Annotated in this window: 17 protein-coding genes and 2 pseudogenes; all 19 read left to right on the forward strand. The window is 39.7% G+C overall.

Translation table 11 applies throughout. The annotated features are described in order from the left end of the window. Positions 1-108 precede the first annotated feature (108 nt). The 19 genes and pseudogenes from J5A55_RS03185 (at position 109) to J5A55_RS03275 (ending at position 20,145) form a co-directional block, all read left to right on the forward strand. Positions 109-1,926 carry a type VI secretion system Vgr family protein gene (locus J5A55_RS03185; protein ID WP_004383462.1) on the forward strand — a complete coding sequence of 606 codons (1,818 nt, stop codon included), beginning with the start codon at positions 109-111 and terminating at the stop codon, positions 1,924-1,926. A gap of 10 nt (positions 1,927-1,936) precedes the next feature. Further along, entirely contained in the window at positions 1,937-2,839 is a 903-nt protein-coding gene (locus tag J5A55_RS03190; protein WP_004383463.1) for a hypothetical protein, read from the forward strand. A 3-nt stretch (positions 2,840-2,842) separates the two neighbouring features. Then, positions 2,843-4,261, forward strand: coding sequence for a PAAR-like protein (locus J5A55_RS03195; protein WP_050755896.1), 1,419 nt, complete (start codon positions 2,843-2,845; stop codon positions 4,259-4,261). A gap of 4 nt (positions 4,262-4,265) precedes the next feature. After that, positions 4,266-4,943 carry a DUF8188 family protein gene (locus J5A55_RS03200; RefSeq protein ID WP_211802937.1) on the forward strand — a complete coding sequence of 226 codons (678 nt, stop codon included), beginning with the start codon at positions 4,266-4,268 and terminating at the stop codon, positions 4,941-4,943. Positions 4,944-5,104: 161 nt separating this feature from the next. Beyond that, complete coding sequence (locus tag J5A55_RS03205; protein ID WP_039851424.1) at positions 5,105-5,782, forward strand: DUF8188 family protein; 678 nt, start codon at positions 5,105-5,107, stop codon at positions 5,780-5,782. Between the two features lie 145 nt (positions 5,783-5,927). After that, positions 5,928-6,602, forward strand: coding sequence for a DUF8188 family protein (locus J5A55_RS03210; protein ID WP_004383468.1), 675 nt, complete (start codon positions 5,928-5,930; stop codon positions 6,600-6,602). Positions 6,603-6,763: 161 nt separating this feature from the next. Continuing rightward, positions 6,764-7,441, forward strand: a complete 678-nt coding sequence (locus J5A55_RS03215; protein ID WP_004383469.1) for a DUF8188 family protein — start codon at positions 6,764-6,766, stop codon at positions 7,439-7,441. 161 nt (positions 7,442-7,602) lie between these two features. Beyond that, complete coding sequence (locus tag J5A55_RS03220) at positions 7,603-8,280, forward strand: DUF8188 family protein (protein WP_004383470.1); 678 nt, start codon at positions 7,603-7,605, stop codon at positions 8,278-8,280. A gap of 161 nt (positions 8,281-8,441) precedes the next feature. Further along, positions 8,442-9,119 carry a DUF8188 family protein gene (locus J5A55_RS03225; RefSeq protein ID WP_004383471.1) on the forward strand — a complete coding sequence of 226 codons (678 nt, stop codon included), beginning with the start codon at positions 8,442-8,444 and terminating at the stop codon, positions 9,117-9,119. A gap of 162 nt (positions 9,120-9,281) precedes the next feature. Beyond that, positions 9,282-9,962 (forward strand): DUF8188 family protein, encoded by a 681-nt coding sequence (locus J5A55_RS03230; protein WP_004383472.1) that lies wholly within the window; start codon positions 9,282-9,284, stop codon positions 9,960-9,962. A 418-nt stretch (positions 9,963-10,380) separates the two neighbouring features. Further along, positions 10,381-11,988: pseudogene (locus tag J5A55_RS03235) on the forward strand (type VI secretion system Vgr family protein); the annotation flags it as partial. Positions 11,989-11,998: 10 nt separating this feature from the next. Next, positions 11,999-12,886, forward strand: coding sequence for a hypothetical protein (locus J5A55_RS03240; RefSeq protein WP_004383475.1), 888 nt, complete (start codon positions 11,999-12,001; stop codon positions 12,884-12,886). A 10-nt stretch (positions 12,887-12,896) separates the two neighbouring features. After that, a complete protein-coding gene (locus tag J5A55_RS03245; RefSeq protein WP_004383476.1) occupies positions 12,897-14,267 on the forward strand; it encodes a PAAR-like protein in 1,371 nt (456 codons plus the stop codon). A 22-nt stretch (positions 14,268-14,289) separates the two neighbouring features. Then, complete coding sequence (locus J5A55_RS03250; protein ID WP_004383477.1) at positions 14,290-15,084, forward strand: PoNe immunity protein domain-containing protein; 795 nt, start codon at positions 14,290-14,292, stop codon at positions 15,082-15,084. 48 nt (positions 15,085-15,132) lie between these two features. After that, positions 15,133-15,312 (forward strand): annotated as a pseudogene (gene tssD, locus J5A55_RS03255) (type VI secretion system tube protein TssD); the annotation flags it as partial. A gap of 129 nt (positions 15,313-15,441) precedes the next feature. Then, complete coding sequence (locus J5A55_RS03260; protein WP_004383479.1) at positions 15,442-17,232, forward strand: type VI secretion system Vgr family protein; 1,791 nt, start codon at positions 15,442-15,444, stop codon at positions 17,230-17,232. A gap of 16 nt (positions 17,233-17,248) precedes the next feature. Beyond that, complete coding sequence (locus J5A55_RS03265; protein ID WP_004383480.1) at positions 17,249-18,154, forward strand: hypothetical protein; 906 nt, start codon at positions 17,249-17,251, stop codon at positions 18,152-18,154. A gap of 4 nt (positions 18,155-18,158) precedes the next feature. After that, on the forward strand, positions 18,159-19,442 hold the full coding sequence (locus J5A55_RS03270; RefSeq protein WP_004383481.1) for a hypothetical protein: 1,284 nt from the start codon (positions 18,159-18,161) through the stop codon (positions 19,440-19,442). Beyond that, positions 19,432-20,145, forward strand: coding sequence for a DUF8188 family protein (locus J5A55_RS03275; protein ID WP_004383482.1), 714 nt, complete (start codon positions 19,432-19,434; stop codon positions 20,143-20,145). The genes J5A55_RS03270 and J5A55_RS03275 overlap by 11 nt, the downstream gene beginning before the upstream one ends. The last annotated feature ends 7 nt before the right edge of the window (positions 20,146-20,152 follow it).

A 20,152-nucleotide genomic window follows, 5' to 3' on the forward strand; every position in this document is an offset into this window, starting at 1 on the left:
AGCGAGGGGGAACTTTACTATCCTACATACTCCGATTGCTTTCCCTTGAGATTCTAAATGTAATGCCGTATAAGCCAATTAGCTTTTAATTTTCAAAACAAACAACCCATGTCAATTCCTTTCAACCCCATCACTATCAGCGTAGGAAAGAAGTCTCTTTCTTCTTTTATTTCTCTACAAATCGAACAAAACATAGGTAAACACCACCGATTCCAAATGTCTGTTGAATTGGAAACGGGTAGCAATAGATATGTACATAATATCAATAGCAGTAAAGACTGGCTCGGAGAAAGTATCGTGGTCAAAGCGGCTAACAAGCCTATCTTTGTTGGTGTGGTGACAAATGTACAATTACACAGAGAGGGAAGTGACTTTGGATGTATCATCGTTTCTGGCTACTCTGCTACTTACAGAATGGAAACGGCTCATAGCTGCTTCTCATGGAATGATAGAACCATTGGGGATGTAGTGAAAAAGCTGTGTGAACAAGCTAAGGTGCAGTTGGAATTAAATCCTGCATTCAAGGAAACCAAAGACTTTATCTGCCAGTATGAAGAGTCTGACTTTGACTTTATCCGTCGTCTTGCTCATCAGTATCAAGAGTGGATGTATTTCGATGGAACTAAACTCATCTTTGGTAAACCAAGGAAATTGGCTGACCCTATAATATTGGAATATGGAACGACGCTGTCGTCACTTGACATTGGTTTACAGACCCTCGCACGCTCTGAGCAGGTGTTCTCTTATCACTCTGGTGCTGACCGTGAGATGCAACGTATGACACCAGACTTGGCCTATGGTCATGACAAACTATCAGGTGAGGCTTTCCGTGCATCACTCGGAATGTTCTCAAAACCTGCACGACAACATGCACTACCACGTATCAGCAATGAGACGGAGCTTATTAATTACATGGGACGTAAGCAGGCGGCTGAGACTGCCGAGACACATTACATCACGGCAGAGAGTCAGGTGCCAACCCTGCGTGTAGGTTCAGTCATAAGCCTCTACAGCTCATTCTTGGAGCGTGTAGGAAACATATCAAAGGAGAGTTTAGGTAACTTTATCATTATCGAGATTACACACGAGGTGAGCCAAGGAAGTTATTACAAAAACCGCTTCAAGGCTATCCCTGCAACGATAAAAGCACTGCCAAGTCCAAAGGTTCGTATGCCATTAGCTGAAACACAGATGGCAACTGTGCTCAGCAATGCTGACCCACAGGGCAAGGGTCGTGTGCGCGTGCGTATGAATTGGCAGACAGATGGTATGCAGACAGGTTGGGTGCGAGTGATGACACCTGATGGCGGTAGCAGTAAGGACGTAAAGAGCAACCGCGGTTTTGTATTTATCCCAGAGGTAGGCGACCAAGTCCTCCTCGGCTTCCGTCATGGTGACCCTGCAAGACCTTACGTTATGGGTAGCCTGTTTAACGGAGTTACAGGTGGTGGCGGTGGTCAAGGCAACAACTGCAAGAGCCTTACCAGTCGCACCGGTAGTTCCTTGAAACTTGATGATTCTAAAGGAAGTGTCACGCTACATGACAAGGGCGGTGTAAGCATGACTTTTGATGGTGCAGGTAATTCTACATTGAATGCAAAAGCTACTCATTCGGTAAATGCCGGAAGTAATGCTTCGATAAATGTCGGCAAGGGAAAAAGTGTGCTTGAAATGAGTAGTGGGGGAAACATAAAATTGAAAGGTGAATCAACAATAACATTATCTGTTGGCTCAAGCGAGATTATAATAGCCAATACAAGCATTACGCTGAAATCTGAGAATATTTATGTCAAAGGATCAACACAGAGTGTTATCGGACCAAATATGGAAAAAGGTATAAAAGTCAAGGGAGGTGGAAGTGTAGACATTGTAGGTGAGCCTGTCAACATTAATAAAGAGAAAGGCGGAGTTGTCAATATTAAATGACATATAGATAATGAGTTTGATAGATCGATTACACGGTCACGTTCAAGAAGGTGGTCTGACACAAAGAGACTATAAGTACCGTTGTGTACAGACCATCACCACGAAGCTTGACGAGATACCTGTCAGTACTATTGTCAGTAAGAAAGATTACTCAGTAGAGAGATTTACGGATGCAGAAGGAACACAGGGCTTTGCCTTCAGTGTGAAAGATGACATTCCTTCTGTCTTTCCTGAGCAAGGCCAAGAGGCTTTGGTTTTGATAAATGAACTTGAGAATATAAAGACAAAAGCAATAGTCTGGATAGATTCAAAAACAGGAATGATAACCAAACTTCTCAACCATGAGGAGATTATAGCAATATGGGAGGATGAGAAACAACATCTCACGAGCAAATATAAGTTCTTAAAAGGAACGGCTGGAAGCAATGCTTTAAATAATCTGATAAAGATGGAAGACAAGATTATCTATGAATATGATAATCTTATGGCAAGTTTGAGTATAATACCTTTTTATTCCATCTTCTTTGGACCTCATTTAGTGACTGATGAACTTCAGTCTGGACAGAGTACCATTCCTTATGCTTCAAAACTCTTCCCTGGAAATAATTTCAGCTTAAAGTTGGAAAGAGAAATCGAGAAGCAAGATGATGGATTATTATTAGTTAATTACAAAGCTAAGAACGATAAAGAGTCTCATTTTAGTGAGGCCATTCGCAAAGCATACGATCAGAAGATTAAACCTGTCATCCAATATGGTTTTACTGAGTATGAAATTGAGGTTAAACAACAGTCTTCAATTGACCCTGCTGAACATTGCCTTGTAAAGGGAAATTTAAACATAGAAGAGGAAGTTACTGACAATGTTACATTAAGCGTGGACTTACAAGTCAGAAAACTGAAAAATAAAATATAAGTTATGGGACAGTCTTATATACGAGAAGGAACGAATGTAGTTTGTACGAATATGACTTGTGGCACGCCACAATTACTTCTTCGAGGAGCACAGAATGGACTGGTGATTAATAAGTCTTCTGATAAGCCTGTGTTGAATATTGATGCCAAGAAGATATCTGCACCTTTTGCCTGCAAGATGGCAACTAAAGTTTGGGGTGGCTTACAAAGTTTTCTTTTGGGAGTTGCTGTTGGTGCAGCTGCAATTTTCTTAGTAGCAGCTACGATTGTAACCTGTGGTGCAGCCCTACCAGCCATAATAGGAGCTATTGCTATAACAAGTGAAGCCGTAGCCTTAACATCTATTGCCGTTGGCGGACTTGCAGCTGGATATGCTGAACATAAAAAGCAAGAGGGATTAGAGCACGATTGCGATATAACAATGGAATCAGACTGGGCATCATTTCATCCTAAAGTTTATATAGAGAACAGGAATGCCTTGTTAAATAAATCCAAGATGGCATGTAAAATAGGTGGAACTATTAATATCATCCTTGACCCAAAAGTCGCAAAAGCTGCAGCAGCTTATATTTCTAAGATGAATAGTCTTGAAATACAAGAACAAGAAAACAACAAATTCTGGCAAGGTGTTATAAGTGGTTTTACGGGTGGAGCAACGCCTATCGCTTTAGCTATTTCTATAGGTCTTTATACAGGAGCATTGGATTTTCTTAATTTCTGGAATGATGATAGTTTAGGAGAGGCAAGAACCTCTAATAATGCTGATTCTCCTTTGGGTAACTCTGTTAAGAATTCTGTTGGGACTAATGTTTATGGTTCAGGAGTTGGCGGAGGTGCTGACAATGCCGTATCAGCAGACATAAAAGCACATAAGGTTGGTGCTGAAGAGGGTGCTGAAATAGATTTACAGATAAGCTCAAAGACAGCAGAAGCTAATAAGCAAGCGGAAAAAGCAATTGAAAATAAGTTAGGCGCAATGGAGACTCATACTGCTGCAGAAGAATGGGGGAAGGAAGCGGGACGCCGTGCATCAAGTGGAGCAAGTAGTTCTTCGGTGGAGTCTGCTAAGACGGCTGAAGGAATGTTAGGGCGAACTTCTGAAGAGTATGGGAAACGAACAACACAAGCTGTCACAAAGCAGGCAGAAATTCTTGCAGAGAAAACAACACTTGAAGAAGGAAAAGATGCAGCTGTTAACGCTGCTAAGAGAGGAGCATGGAAAGATGGTGCAAAGAAGTTTGGAATGGCATTAGGCGTCGGTTTAGCTGGCGGTGTTGTTAACTACTTCATAGAGAAGAAGGGTAATAATGATGAACAGGCTATTGAGAAAAAAACAAGAACGATCTCTAAAGAATTCAATTCATCTGATGAAGATAATGAAGATAATAATACTAACTATATGGGCATAATATCAAATTCATAAAACAATGAGCAACTTTTATTCAAGAATACCAGCCATAGGAGCTACACTTGGTACTGTATTTGCACTTACTGTGGCAACACCATTGGTAGTTAGCCTTATTGCAAAGTTTACGCTCGGCGGTAACAAGGCTGCAGTACCGTATGCAGATACGTACATTCGTAATTCGGATACAATAGTAGTTCAGATACCACACTTTACTCAGATTACACCAGTTGATAAAGTCTTCACTTCGCGTGCCTGGTTTGCAGGGATGGCACATTCTGAATCGTCATGTTATTCACAGATATGTTTCTACTCCCCTGAATATAAAAGACATTTAGCAGTTATTTCATTTATAGGAGGGTATAATGTGGCACAAATGGGAACGGGGAAAGACGCATATAATGTAGATGTAGAAGAAGAAAGGTTAAGTATAATTTTTGATTCAAAAACGATTTCTGCATACATTAATAAAACACAGTGGCAGGACCCTACTTATGGGACAAAAGACAACCCTATGCCTATATTCTTTAAGCGTGCTTTGTCTGGATTTGAATGTGCTGGAGGTGTAGAAGATTACATTTATATTAAACCTTCCGTGTATAAGAAGTTCGTTGAGCTTTACCTTGCACACGGGCTGGAACCCGAGGAGTTCGATAGGCTCTATGGGGCGGATATGAAACGCTTGGGACTGACGGATTAAGTTAGGTGACGAGTGGACGGGTTTATGAATTGACAAGTTGCTTGCAAAGTAAGAAATATGAGTAAAAAGTTGAGAACGCCCCAGATTATTTGTACTTTTGTGATGAGAACAATGCAGATGTAATGCAAACTATATGGGTATCATCACAAATTCATAAAACAATGAGCAACTTTTATTCAAGAATACCAGCCATAGGAGCTACATTAGGAACGGTGTTTGCACTTACTGTGGCAACACCACTGCTTGTTAGCCTTATTGCAAAGTTTACGCTCGGTGGCAACAAGGCTGCTGTGCCGTATGCAGATACATATATTAGTAATTCGGATACAATAGTAGTTCAGATACCAGACATAACTCTGATTACACCAATTGATAAAATCTTCACTTCGCGTGCATGGTTTGCAGGAATGGCACATTCACAAAAATCAACTTATGAGCAAATATGTTTTTACTCCCCTGAATATAAAAGACATTTAGCAGTTATTTCATTTATAGGAGGGTACAATGTGGCAAAAATGGGAACGGGAAAAGACGCATATAATGTAGATGTAGAAAAAGAAAGGTTAAGTATAATTTACGATTCAAAAACAATTTCTGCATACATTAATAAAACACAGTGGCAGGACCCGACGTATGGAACTAAAGCCAACCCTATGCCTATATTCTTTAAAAAGAGTTTAACAGGTATGGAGTCTTGTGCCAGTCAAACAGACCTGCTTACTATTAAACCCTCCGTGTATAAGAAGTTCGTTGAGCTTTACCTTGCACATGGACTGGAACCCGAGGAGTTCGATAGGCTCTATGGGGCAGACATGAAACGTCTGGGACTAAAGGATTGAGCTGGTTTACGAGTTGACAAGTTGCTTGCAAAGCAAGAAATGTGAGTAAAAAGTTGAGAACGCTCCAGATTATTTGTACTTTTGTGATGAGAACAATGCGGATGTAATATAGATTATATGGGCATAATATCAAATTCATAAAACAATGAGCAACTTTTATTCAAGAATACCAGCCATAGGAGCGACATTAGGAACGGTGTTTGCACTTACTGTGGCAACACCACTGGTAGTTAGCCTTATTGCAAAGTTTACGCTCGGTGGCAACAAGGCTGCTGTGCCGTATGCAGATACATACATTAGTAATTCGGATACAATAGTAGTTCAGATACCAGACATAACTCTGATTACACCAATTGATAAAATCTTCACTTCGCGTGCATGGTTTGCAGGAATGGCACATTCACAAAAATCAACTTATGAGCAAATATGTTTTTACTCCCCTGAATATAAAAGACATTTAGCAGTTATTTCATTTATAGGAGGGTACAATGTAGTACAAGATGAAACAGACAAGAATGTTTGGTATGACGTAGAAAAAGAACGGTTAAGTATAATTTACGATTCAAAAACGATATCTGCATACATTAATAAAACACAGTGGCAGGACCCAACTTATGGAACAAAAGACAACCCTATGCCTATATTCTTTAAAAAGAGTTTAACAGGTTTGGAGTTTTGTGCCAGTGAGACAGACCTGCTTACGATTAAACCATCCGTGTATAAGAAGTTCGTTGAGCTTTACCTTGCACATGGACTGGAACCCGAGGAGTTCGATAGGCTCTATGGGGCGGATATGAAACGCTTGGGACTGGCGGATTAAGTTAGGTGACGAGTGGACCGGTTTACGAGTTGACAAGTTGCTTGTAAAGTAAGAAATGTGAGTAAAAAGTTGAGAACGCCCCAGATTATTTGTACTTTTGTGATGAGAACAATGCAGATGTAATGAATATTATATAGGCATAATATCAAATTCATAAAACAATGAGCAACTTTTATTCAAGAATACCAGCCATAGGAGCTACATTAGGAACGGTGTTTGCACTTACTGTAGCAACACCATTGGTTGTTAGCCTTATTGCAAAGTTTACGCTCGGTGGCAACAAGGCTGCTGTGCCGTATGCAGATACATACATTCGTAATTCGGATACCATAGTAGTTCAGATACCAGACATAACTCTGATTACAACAATTGATAAAATCTTCACTTCGCGTGCATGGTTTGCAGGAATGGCACATTCACAAAAATCAACTTATGAGCAAATATGTTTTTACTCCCCTGAATATAAAAGACATTTAGCAGTTATTTCATTTATAGGAGGGTATAATGTGGCACAAATGGGAACGGGAAAAGACGCATATAATGTAGATGTAGAAAACGATAGGTTAAGTATAATTTACGAGTCAAAAACGATTTCTGCATACATTAATAAAACACAGTGGCAGGACCCGACGTATGGTACTAAAGATAACCCTATGCCTATATTCTTTAAGCGTGCTTTGTCTGGATTTGAATGTGCTGGAGGTATGGAAGATTTTATTTATATTAAACCTTCCGTGTATAAGAAGTTCGTTGAGCTCTACCTTGCACATGGACTGGAACCTGAGGAGTTCGACAGACTCTATGGGGCGGATATGAAACGCTTGGGACTGACGGATTAAGTTAGGTGACAAGTGGACAGGTTTACGAGTTGAGAAGTTGTTCGCAAAGTAAGAAATGTAATTAAAAAGTTGAGAACGCTCCAAATTATTTGTACTTTTGTGATGAGAACAATGCAGATGTAATGTAAATCATATGGGTATAAAATCAAATTCATAAAACAATGAGCAACTTTTATTCAAGAATACCAGCCATAGGAGCTACATTAGGAACGGTGTTTGCACTTACTGTGGCAACACCATTGGTAGTTAGCCTTATTGCAAAGTTTACGCTCGGTGGCAACAAGGCTGCTGTGCCGTATGCAGATACGTACATTCGTACTTCAGATACAATAGTAGTTCAGATACCATACTTTACTCAGATTACACCAATTGATAAAGTTTTTACTTCGCGTGCTTGGTTTGCAGGGATGGCACATTCGGAAAAATCTACTTATGAGCAGATATGTTTCTACTCCCCTGAATATAAAAGACATTTAGCTGTTATTTCATTTATAGGAGGGTATAATGTGGCACAAATGGGAACGGGGGAAGACGCATATAATGTAGATGTAGAAGAAGAAAGGTTTACTATAATTTGCGAATCAAAAACGATTTCTGCATACATTAATAAAACACAGTGGCAGGACCCGACGTATGGAACTAAAGATAACCCTATGCCTATATTCTTTAAAAAGAGTTTAACAGGTATGGAGTCTTGTGCCAGTGAAACAGACTTGCTAACTATCAAACCCTCCGTATATAAGAAGTTCGTTGAGCTTTACCTTGCACATGGACTGGAACCTGAGGAGTTCGATAGGCTCTATGGGGCGGACATGAAACGCTTGGGACTGACGGATTAAGTTAGGTGACGAGTGGACGGGTTTATGAGTTGACAAGTTGCTTGCAAAGTAAGAAATGTGAGTAAAAAGTTGAGAACGCCCCAGATTATTTGTACTTTTGTGATGAGAATAATGCAGATGTAATGAATATTATATAGGCATAATATCAAATTCATAAAACAATGAGCAACTTTTATTCAAGAATACCAGCCATAGGAGCTACATTAGGAACGGTGTTTGCACTTACTGTGGCAACACCATTGGTAGTTAGCCTTATTGCAAAGTTTACGCTCGGTGGCAACAAGGCTGCTGTGCCGTATGCAGATACGTACATTCGTAATTCAGATACAATAGTAGTTCAGATACCATACTTTACTCAGATTACACCAGTTGATAAAGTCTTCACTTCGCGTGCTTGGTTTGCAGGGATGGCACATACTGAATCGTCATGTTATTCACAGATATGTTTCTACTCCCCTGAATATAAAAGACATTTAGCTGTTATTTCATTTATAGGAGGGTATAATGTGGCACAAATGGGAACGGGGGAAGACGCATATAATGTAGATGTAGAAAAAGAAAGATTAAGTATAATTTGTGAGTCAAAAACGATTTCTGCATACATTAATAAAACACAGTGGCAGGACCCAACGTATGGAACTAAAGACAACCCTATGCCTATATTCTTTAAGCGTGCTTTGTCTGGATTTGAATGTGCTGGAGGTGTAGAAGATTTTATTTATATTAAACCCTCTGTGTATAAGAAGTTCGTTGAGCTTTACCTTGCACATGGACTGGAACCTGAGGAGTTTGATAGGCTCTATGGGGCGGATATGAAACGCTTGGGACTGACGGATTAAGTTAGGTGACGAGTGGACGGGTTTATGAGTTGACAAGTTGCTTGCAAAGTAAGAAATGTGAGTAAAAAGTTGAGAACGCCCCAGATTATTCGTACTTTTGTGATGAGAACAATGCAGATGTAATGCAAACTATATGGGCATCATCGCAAATTCATAATATCAATGGCAAATAATTTTTCAATAGGAGGATTTAAAATCTTCTCAACAGCAGGTACAGTCTTTGCATCTCTTGTAGGTGCACCACTACTTATCTTTATTATAACGAGGTTTACGCTCGGTGGAAATAAAGATGCTATTCCTTATGCTGATACATATATAAAGAATTCGGACACAATAGTAGTAAAAATACCTATAAATCATCATGAAATAGATACCTATGATGATATCTTCACTACCAGCGGATGGTTCATGGGAGTAGCACAGACACGAACAGCAACTTATAATCTTTATTATTTTTTCTCTCCTAAATATAAGAAGTATATAGGTGTTGTCTCTTTTGAAGGCTGCTATAATACTATTCAAAGGGGTAGTGGTGAAAAAATCTGGTATGATGACATAGAAGATCATAGACTAACTTTTCTTTACAGGATTAAAAGTTTCTCAGCCTACGTAAATCGTCAACAATGGTTGGACCCAACCTACGGTACAAAGGATAATCCTGTTCCTATCTTCTTTAAGCGTGCGTTGTCAGGACATGAAACTTTAGATATGGATGAACATATTACCATAAAGCCCAGTGTTAACAAAAAGTTTGTTGAACTTTATCTTGCGCATGAATTGTCTTCAAAAGAGTTTAATCGTCTTTATGGAGAAGACATGAAGCGCTTGGGGCTAAAGGATTGAGCTGGTTTACGAGTTGACAAGTTGTTTGCAAAGTAAGAAATGTGATTAAAAAGTTGAGAACGCCCCAGATTATTTGTACTTTTGTGATGAGAATAATGCAGATGTAATGCAAACTATATGGGCATCATCGCAAATTCATAATATCAATGGCAAATAAATTTTCAATAGGAGGAATTAAAATCTTCTCGACAGCAGGAACCATCTTTGCTTCTCTTGTAGGTGCACCACTACTTATCTATATGACAGTAAATTCAAAGAAGAAGATTTTAATATGACACGTGATATAGTTTCACAATTACAAGACCTACAAGAAAAAGATGTGGCAAAAAATAAAATTGTATCAGATGGGAAGTAACAAAGGAAATTGGGGAAGATATGGATTACAGGCATTTGGAATTTCAGTGCTTGGTTCCCTCTTTTTGAATGTATTATCGTTTCTGGTTACTCTGCAACATACAGAATGGAAACGGCACACAGCTGCTTCTCATGGAATGATACAACGATTGGAAATGTGGTTAAGAAACTATGTGCAGAAGCTAAGGTGCAGTTGGAGCTAAATCCTGCATACAAGGAAAACAAAGACTATATCTGCCAATACGAAGAATCGGACTTCGATTTTATCCGTCGTCTTGCACATCAGTATCAAGAGTGGATGTATTTCGATGGAACAAAGCTAATCTTTGGTAAACCAAGGAAATTGGCTGACCCTATAAGATTAGAATATGGAACGACGTTGTCTTCACTCGACATTGGTTTACAGACCCTCGCACGCTCTGAGCAGGTGTTCTCTTATCACTCCGGTGCTGACCGTGAGATGCAACGTATGACACCAGACCAAGCAATTGGACATGACAAACTTTCGGGTGAGGCTTTCCGTGCATCATTAGGTATGTTCTCAAAACCCGCACGACAGCATGCACTGCCACGTATCAGCAATGAGACGGAGCTTATTAACTACATGGGTCGTAAGCAAGCGGCTGAGACTGCTGAGACACATTACATCACAGCTGAGAGTCAGGTGCCAACCCTGCGTGTAGGTTCCGTTATAAGTCTCTATAGCTCATTCTTGAAACGTGTAGGAGACCTATCAGAAGAGAGCTTGGGTAACTTTATCATTATCGAAATAACCCATGAGGTGAGTCAAGGAAGCTACTACAAAAACCGCTTCAAGGCTATCCCTGCAACGATAAAAGCACTGCCAAGTCCAAAGGTGCGTATGCCATTAGCTGAGACACAGATGGCAACCGTGCTCAGCAATGCCGACCCACAGGGTAAGGGCCGTGTGCGTGTACGTATGAACTGGCAGACAGATGGTATGCAGACTGGTTGGGTGCGTGTGATGACACCTGATGGCGGTAGCAGTAAGGACGTAAGAAGCAATCGCGGTTTTGTATTTATCCCAGAAGTAGGCGACCAAGTCCTCCTCGGTTTCCGTCATGGAGACCCTGCCCGTCCTTACGTTATGGGTAGTTTGTTTAATGGAGTTACTGGTGGTGGCGGTGGTCAGGGCAATAACTGCAAGAGCCTCACCACACGAAGCGGTAGCTCCTTGAAACTTGATGATTCTGCAGGTAGTGTCACATTACACGACAAGGGCGGTGTAAGCATGAACTTTGATGGTGGCGGCTGTTCTTCCTTTAAGGCAAGAAAGAACAGTACATTGAATGCTGGTCAGAACCATACGATAAACGCAGGTTCTAATTCCTCAGTTAATGCTGGCGCAAATTATTCAGCTAATGTTGGAAAGGGAGCCAGTTGTTTAAATATGGATGCCAATGGAGATATTGTGCTTGAAGGTAAGAATAAAATTACAATCAAAGTTGGAGAAAACACGATTACTATCTCTGCGGACGGAATTGTTACAAATGCAGGAAGTGGTGATGTAAAAACAACGGCAACAACAGGTTCTGTAACAATTGAAAGTACATCTTCAGAAGCTTCTTTCAAGGGTTCTACCAATACTAATATTGGTGGTGGGGATTGTACCTACGTTACAGCAACCGATGTAGAGATTAATCAATCATAGGCATCATATTATGAAAGTATTACCTTTGCCGGAAATTGGTCAGAGTGCGTATTTCCTCATCACTACAGCCAATAGAATCATAATGGGGAACAATATTACAGAATATGTTCTGGACCGTCTTGTTGAAGTTGAACTGAAGGAGGTCAGGGAAGATGCACTCTCTGTTAGGTTCTGCTCGCATCGACACGATGTAAAGGGTACCAGTCTTGTGCATTACTTCAATAATGAGTTATGTGACATCTATTCTGATATAGACATAGTCGTGGGCTATGACGGAAAAGTTAGGGACATATCTGATTTTGACTTTATTAAAGACAGATGGGAAAAGAAAAGACCAGATATTCTAAGGAACTATTCACAGGATATAAATCCATTGGTTGACGGTACATCCCTTTTGTTGAAGGATAAGGAAAAGTTTATCAATTCTCTCTTTGGAGGCTATAGCTTTTGGCGTTTTTTCTTTCAACCATGGTATCGTAGGGAATATAAGGAAACAGAGAATGAGAAGATATTGCTTAAGAACTATTTTGGGGACATTTCACTTCCTTTGGATGTGAAAAGTTCTATTCTTTCCCGACAGGACGATGATAGTATTGTCTGGAAGATAAAAAACACAGCGTCTCTTGATTCTAAAGGATTTGACAGGAAGGGATTTGCAAGAATGTTGAAGAACCTGACAAAAGTTTACAATATAGATGCTTCTCTTGCGTTAGATTTTGAAGAAAACTATACCTTTATTAAAAATGGTACTCTTTCAGAAGCAGAATTGTTTCTGAATACTTCCGTTTCAAATTGGTATATAGTTCTGACTGGGCATAAGCTCATTCAGGTTAGCAAGACTGGTCTGGAAAAGTTGAAGGAAGCTGAAGATATGGCTGAGACATTGGAGAACGCATAAAGGAAAAGCTATGACAAAGAAGTATATTCCCGACAATTGTACACTTTTCTGTGACAAGGGAGAAATTCCAACACAGATAAAGGTCACTCACAGCAATAATTCTAGTCTCTATGGAGAGTATTTTGTATCGGAAGCCGACATGGTTCCGAATGAAAACATCTTCCCATTTGGTATCTGTGCCTTGACACACAAACCTTGCAGGTTTAATCCTTTGTACTGGGATAAATGTGCAGAGGGAATCAAGGTGAATGGCTACAAACTGGTCTTTGAGGATGCCTCTCTTATATGTAAAGAAGGAGGGAAGATAACAGCAGACTTTACTGTTCCTTCCACTGGGATGCTAAGCGGTTTAGGTCTGGCTGCACCTCTGCAATGGCTTGACTATAACAAGAGTATTGGCTTTGTACAGAATAGGATATTGTATGATGTTGCCCATGAGAATATAGAATTGGTTAATGATGCGATGAAAGCTAATTATGGTGAAATACTCGATAATAGACTATATTCTTCACAAGGTTGGAGTTATATTCGTAAGAGTCATCCTATTATAGACATCCAGTCAACGAATTCTCTCAAAAGCGGCATAGACGGAGTATATACAAAGAATGGAGAATATCTTGTCACAGATGCGAAAGCCTACAATACGATGCGTAGCCCTAGTTTGGATACGGGAGCGAGTTCTGGAAGAGAATTAAGTCAAGGTTGGGTAGAGAATCATATTAGAAATGGAACCGTAAAGGATAGTCATACAGCAGCCATAACAACTGCCAATAATGAGGGCAAGTTACAACGTTCTGTTACTCAAGTAAATCATACGAATCGTGACATGCGTTCCATTCCTGTAGATGATGATGGATATGTCTATAAGCGTGGAAGGAAAATTCTTTCAGAAACCATTGAGAATCCTCCCAGCAAAGCTGGTGGCTTCATAAATTCTGTTCGTTCGAATACTGCCAACAGTAAGCTTGTAAAAGGGATAGAGAATCTAAGCTCAAAAGCTGGTATTCCGAATAGCAAGGCTGCTACCAAAGCTAACGACTTCTTGTGGAAAACATCACAAGCCATAGATGATATGCCGGTTCTTAAGACTACAGGTAAGGTTGTGGGAAAAGGTGCTATTGTTGTAGGAATTGCTATAGATGCCTATAGCATTTATTCTGCCTATAATGAAGAGGGGAAGTTTGGAGATAAGACTCAACAAGCAACAGGCTCTGCCATTGGTGGAGCAGCGGGTGGCTGGGCTGGTGCAGAGTTAGGAGCAATTATTGGTACAGCAATATGTCCCGGTGTTGGAACACTGATTGGAGGAGTTGTTGGTGGAATAGCTGGTGGAATCTTAGGTAGTATGGGAGGGTCAGCATTAGTTGATAGTATTTTTTAATCATTTGAAAGAATAAGAAATTATGGGATTATTTGATTTCTTCTTTAACCGTTCTAAGCAGGAACAAGATAAACCTATCAGAGACAAATTAAAGACTAGAAAGGATTTTGAAAAAGTTTTAGAAGAAGATTTGGATATAATGAAAAAAACTATAGTTAAAATTGATACAACACAAGATATAAATTTGTATATGTACCGTTCCATTAGCTATAGTTATATCTTAATTTTTCAATCTAAGTATTCTATGGATGCCAAAATTGGTGAACTGCGGCATATTTATATGAAATCTATGGGTTATTTCTTACAAGCATTTAATAAAAGAAATCCGATTTATGCAGACATACTGAATTATGTGTCATTGGGGCTACTATTAAATATTCCCGATGAAAACTTCAAACAATTGATTGATTATGTAAAACAAATGGATAAGCAAGCAAAATCACCGGTCTGGACACCTGACCTGTTACTTTGGTTTCTGCTGAACTCTCGATTGAAAGAAGATGAGAAGCAAGCGTATGCAGATAAGCTTGCTTTCCCAAAGTTGTACAAAGGACTTTTCAAGTTAACACAGATATCAGATGCTCAAGAAGCAAAGAAAGCACTTGAAGACTATATAGGGAAATGGTATAACCTGAACAAAGATGCACCTTGGTATAATAGCCATTTGAAGAAGAACTGTTACCGAGGCTATTGGGCATGGGAAGTTGCTGCCGTAGCCAAGATAATGAACATAGACGATTCCGACCTAAAAGATAATCCGTATTATCCCTATGATATGGTGCATTGGGAGGATACAGGAATGGCTACAGAGGAGTAACCTATATAATAGATGGTATTGAAATCGTTTTAAATGAGATAGCTTATGCGTTTAGGAGAGATATCTTTCAAGAATGCTTACATCGTTCACTACAAGGAAACACTCGACGTTAACAACGAGGCTCCTATGACCATCGCTATGACCTTCTCTACTGAGAATATCACCGTTGGCCTCGCACATAAGTCTGAGAAACATCAGGACTATGCTGAGCTTTCGTGTTCGGCATAGTCCTTTTTCGTTTCTTACTCAAGCGAGGGGGAACTTTACTATCCTACATACTCCGATTGCTTTCCCTTGAGATTCTAAATGTAATGCCGTATAAGCCAATTAGCTTTTAATTTTCAAAACAAACAACCAATGTCAATTCCTTTCAACCCCATTACTATCAGCGTAGGAAAGAAGTCTCTTTCTTCTTTTATTTCTCTACAAATCGAACAAAACATAGGTAAACACCACCGATTCCAAATGTCTGTTGAACTGGAAACGGGTAGTAATAGATATGTACATAATATCAATAGCAGCAAGGACTGGCTCGGAGAAAGTATCGTGGTCAAAGCGGCTAACAAGCCTATCTTTGTTGGTGTGGTGACAAATGTACAATTACACAGAGAGGGAAGTGACTTTGGATGTATCATCGTTTCTGGCTACTCCGCTACTTACAGAATGGAAACGGCTCATAGCTGCTTCTCATGGAATGACAGAACCATTGGGGATGTAGTGAAAAAGCTGTGCGAACAAGCTAAGGTGCAATTAGAGTTGAATCCTGCATTCAAGGAAACCAAAGACTTTATCTGCCAGTATGAAGAGTCGGACTTCGACTTTATCCGTCGTCTTGCTCATCAGTATCAAGAGTGGATGTATTTCGATGGAACTAAACTCATCTTTGGTAAACCAAGGAAATTGGCTGACCCTATAAGATTAGAATATGGAACAACACTGTCTTCACTTGACATTGGTTTACAGACCCTCGCACGCTCTGAGCAGGTGTTCTCTTATCACTCTGGTGCTGACCGTGAGATGCAACGTATGACACCAGACTTGGCATATGGTCATGACAAACTTGCGGGCGATGCTTTCCGTGCATCATTAGGTATGTTCTCAAAACCCGCACGACAGCATGCACTGCCACGTGTCAGCAATGAGACGGAACTCGTTAACTACATGGGGCGTAAGCAAGCGGCTGAGACTGCTGAGACACATTACATCACAGCTGAGAGTCAGGTGCCAACCCTGCGTGTAGGCTCTGTTATAAGTCTCTACAGCTCATTCTTGGAACGTGTAGGAAATATATCTAAGGAGAGTTTAGGTAACTTTATCATTATCGAGATTACACACGAGGTGAGCCAAGGAAGTTATTACAAAAACCGCTTCAAAGCTATCCCTGCAACGATAAAGGCACTGCCAAGTCCAAAGGTGCGTATGCCATTGGCTGAGACACAGATGGCAACTGTGCTCAGCAATGCCGACCCACAGGGTAAGGGCCGTGTGCGCGTGCGTATGAACTGGCAAACAGATGGAATGCAGACGGGATGGGTGCGTGTGATGACACCAGATGGTGGTAGTAGTAAGGACGTAAAGAGCAACCGCGGCTTTGTGTTTATCCCAGAGGTAGGCGACCAAGTCCTCCTCGGCTTCCGCCATGGTGACCCTGCAAGACCATACGTTATGGGTAGTCTCTTTAACGGAGTTACAGGTGGTGGCGGTGGTCAAGGCAACAACTGCAAGAGCCTCACCAGCCGCCGAGGTAGTTCCTTAAAACTTGATGACTCTGTAGGTAGCGTTACATTGCACGACAAGGGAGGCGTAAGTATGAACTTTGATGGTGCAGGTAATCAAAGTCTTAATGCAGCTTCTAAGGCTACAACATCTGTAGGAAAAGGCGGATCAAGTGTTCTTACAATGGATAGTAGTGGAAACATTGACCTTTCTGGTAAAACACAGATTACATTAACGGTTGGTGGTAGTAAAATTACAATCAAAGGAGACGAAGTACGAATCAGTAGTAAGAATATAATCTTGGAGGCTGAGAATAATTCTATAACAGGAACTAACAACACTGTAACAGGAACAAACAATAAGATTAACGGTGAAACCGATATTGAAGGGCCAAAACTGTCCTTGAAGGGTGACCCTGTGAAGATTAACTAACATTTTGTTTTCATTTATGAAAAAAACATATTGGCAAGAGGTACATGAACAGTGCGCAGAAAAAGATAATATGCGCCTAAAAACAAATAAATATAGATGTGAGCAAACCATCATTACAAAACTAAATGGTGTACCAGCTTGTACTATCAGAACAAAGTCAGATTATCAATTTGAGTGGGTAGAGAATCTTAAACGTCCAGCAATGAATGCTTATTGTAAACTGCTGGAGCAGTTTGTTTCTGTTTATCCACCAAGCTATCAGAAGCCTTTAGAGATGATTATAGACTTAGAAAAACTAAAATTCGAGTCTGTTTTTGATATTGATATGGCAACTGGTAAAATGGCAGGTATTGTCAATCACAATGAGATTGTTGAGAAATGGCAGGAGTATAAGAAGAACATGCTGGATAATTACAGTTTCCTTCGGTCAGCTGACACAAAAGAGAATGTTAATGCTTTTATAGACTCGATGGAAAAAGTTATCGTAGACGAAAAACTCCTAATGGCTGAGTTCTATGGAAAAATGATATTCCTGCTGTTATTTGATGGCTATCTTGTTGGTAAGCCTAACTACGCAGCAACAACAGATATAGAATTTCCATCACAACTATTTCAAGGTGTAAAGTTTCCGATGACACTTACGCCTCGTATACAGAAAGAATCTGTAGAGTCTGTTATTTATGAACTTAAGAGTTCTGTTTCAGATTCTGTAAAACTCTCTGAACGTATTAAGAAGGAGTATGACGAACGTTTTAAACCTACTATTCAATATAGTTTCTCTTCATATGATGCACAATTTAATTCTCATGTGTTATTAAATGAGAAGGAAAGATATGTTCAGGAGGCGGAATGCTATATCATTGAAGAAATTGTTAATAATCTGAGCTTAACAATCCACTGTAAAATTCGTAAAATAGTTTAGCAAGATGAGCAAACAATATATTAAAATGGGAACAAACGTTGTTTGTACCAATATGACAATTCCTTCTCCATTGAGAATCGGTACACCCTCAAGAATTTGTACAGCATTGACAAAGGAAGACAAGCCAGTGCTACGTATTGTAGACACCAAAATCAGCAATTGTTTTGAATGTAGAATGCCACAGATGAAATGGGAAGGAGTTAGGGCTTCGATTCTTGGTATCGCAGCAGGGGCTCTTATTGTAGCAGGAGCTATTGCTCTTATAGCTGCAACAGTTGCAACAGGAGGTTTAGCAGCAGGTATTGTTGCTGGCATCGGAGCAGCTATATTACCTGAATCATTAGCCGCACTTACGGTATCTGTCTATATTGCAGATGCGATTCTAATAGGTAGTGAACTAAAGTTGGGATATGATTTAAAACATTTATGTGACGCATCATTAGAGGCTACATGGGATATGGGACTTCCAAGTACAATCATTGAAGGAGAACAAGCCATATTATCAAGTTCTTTTATTCCATGTCCACAGGGAGGAATCATTACGCTCATCATTGATGATGGTTTAGCTGAACATGCTGCATGTATGATAGCTGATCGTAATAGTGAGATAATAAATAAAGAATGGTGGGGGCAATTTTACCAAGGTATGATAAGTGGTGCAACAGGTGCTGCTAACCCTGTTTCTATGGCTATAACGGCGATTGCGACTTTAAAAGATGGCTTTGACGGATATGCTGATGATGACCTGAATATAGATCAGTATGAGATGCTACACGAAGACAAAGAATTTAAATATGATTACCAAGAAAAGATTGAGGACGAAGCTTATGATATTGCAAAGGAAGAAGGTATTGAAAAGAAAAGAGGAAAAGGAACATATAATGACGCTAAGGAGAATTGGGGTAAATATAAAGAAAGTAAACAGAACAAAGCTAAAGCTATCGAAAAGCATCAAAAAGCAGAAGGCAAAGCTGCAAGACGAGAGCAAAAGATTTCTAACAGCTCGAGTGATAAAATGAAAGGACGAGCTAAAGGTGCACGTCAAAAGGCAAACCATCAAGAAAAATTAGCAAATCAGGCTACCAAAGAGGCTCAAAAAGCAAAAGGGAAGTTTATAGGAGGATTAATTGGCTTTGGAATGGGTATTGGTGGTGCTGCGGTTAATATGCTTATTGACAGTAAATTCAAGGAAGAAGAGTATGATATGACCAAAAGTACTGTTTTGGATATAGAAAGAATACATCGTTTAGATAAAGAAAAATCAAAAATAGTCTCAGATGGGAAGTAACAAAGGAAATTGGGGAAGATACGGATTACAAGCATTTGGAATTTCAGTGCTTGGACCACTCTTGTTTTATCTTATTAATCCTATCATTGAACATTTTAAGGGAAATCGTGATGCTGTAGCATATACAAAGACATATGTAAGTCAATGGGATAGTATAAAGCTCATACTACCTAATGACTTGTTAGAACAATCAATAAAGGAAGGTTCAAGTCATATTAAGACGTTGTCATCCTACAGAGACAAAAACCGAATAGTTGCAGTAAACGAAATATATTATATTCCACAATATAAGAAATATTTTGAGTTAATTTGGATAGAAGGTGTTGATGAATTTATTGCGCATTATCAACGTCGTCATGATGCTGCAGGTATACAATGTCAACTGATGCGTCCAAACATGGTGCTATCAGTCTATGTCAATCGTAAACAATGGAAGGATAAATCATACGGAACGATAGAAAAGCCAATGCCAGTCTTTCTACATAGAATTATCTCAGGTGATGATATAGAAGAGCGAAACAAATTTGCACTCTGGAGAGATAGTCTTCAACCTGGAGGAAGATTTGTAGATTTCTATCTCCCCCCCAAGGCTGTCCAACGTATGCGCAACACGCCAGACTCTGTTAACTATAAGTTTGCAGAGTATTACTTGCGTTATCTCTTACCCGAAGACGAGTTTGAAAGACTGTTTGAAGAAAAATAATCTAAAA

Source organism: Prevotella veroralis (assembly GCF_018127765.1).
GTDB lineage: Bacteria > Bacteroidota > Bacteroidia > Bacteroidales > Bacteroidaceae > Prevotella > Prevotella veroralis.

What these genes read in the sequence shown, in the direction of transcription:
- J5A55_RS03185 (WP_004383462.1), top strand. Translation starts at nt 109, where the DNA reads ATGTCAATTCCTTTCAACCCCATCACTATCAGCGTAGGAAAGAAGTCT.
- J5A55_RS03190 (WP_004383463.1), top strand. Translation starts at nt 1,937, where the DNA reads ATGAGTTTGATAGATCGATTACACGGTCACGTTCAAGAAGGTGGTCTG.
- J5A55_RS03195 (WP_050755896.1), top strand. Translation starts at nt 2,843, where the DNA reads ATGGGACAGTCTTATATACGAGAAGGAACGAATGTAGTTTGTACGAAT.
- J5A55_RS03200 (WP_211802937.1), top strand. Translation starts at nt 4,266, where the DNA reads ATGAGCAACTTTTATTCAAGAATACCAGCCATAGGAGCTACACTTGGT.
- J5A55_RS03205 (WP_039851424.1), top strand. Translation starts at nt 5,105, where the DNA reads ATGAGCAACTTTTATTCAAGAATACCAGCCATAGGAGCTACATTAGGA.
- J5A55_RS03210 (WP_004383468.1), top strand. Translation starts at nt 5,928, where the DNA reads ATGAGCAACTTTTATTCAAGAATACCAGCCATAGGAGCGACATTAGGA.
- J5A55_RS03215 (WP_004383469.1), top strand. Translation starts at nt 6,764, where the DNA reads ATGAGCAACTTTTATTCAAGAATACCAGCCATAGGAGCTACATTAGGA.
- J5A55_RS03220 (WP_004383470.1), top strand. Translation starts at nt 7,603, where the DNA reads ATGAGCAACTTTTATTCAAGAATACCAGCCATAGGAGCTACATTAGGA.
- J5A55_RS03225 (WP_004383471.1), top strand. Translation starts at nt 8,442, where the DNA reads ATGAGCAACTTTTATTCAAGAATACCAGCCATAGGAGCTACATTAGGA.
- J5A55_RS03230 (WP_004383472.1), top strand. Translation starts at nt 9,282, where the DNA reads ATGGCAAATAATTTTTCAATAGGAGGATTTAAAATCTTCTCAACAGCA.
- J5A55_RS03240 (WP_004383475.1), top strand. Translation starts at nt 11,999, where the DNA reads ATGAAAGTATTACCTTTGCCGGAAATTGGTCAGAGTGCGTATTTCCTC.
- J5A55_RS03245 (WP_004383476.1), top strand. Translation starts at nt 12,897, where the DNA reads ATGACAAAGAAGTATATTCCCGACAATTGTACACTTTTCTGTGACAAG.
- J5A55_RS03250 (WP_004383477.1), top strand. Translation starts at nt 14,290, where the DNA reads ATGGGATTATTTGATTTCTTCTTTAACCGTTCTAAGCAGGAACAAGAT.
- J5A55_RS03260 (WP_004383479.1), top strand. Translation starts at nt 15,442, where the DNA reads ATGTCAATTCCTTTCAACCCCATTACTATCAGCGTAGGAAAGAAGTCT.
- J5A55_RS03265 (WP_004383480.1), top strand. Translation starts at nt 17,249, where the DNA reads ATGAAAAAAACATATTGGCAAGAGGTACATGAACAGTGCGCAGAAAAA.
- J5A55_RS03270 (WP_004383481.1), top strand. Translation starts at nt 18,159, where the DNA reads ATGAGCAAACAATATATTAAAATGGGAACAAACGTTGTTTGTACCAAT.
- J5A55_RS03275 (WP_004383482.1), top strand. Translation starts at nt 19,432, where the DNA reads ATGGGAAGTAACAAAGGAAATTGGGGAAGATACGGATTACAAGCATTT.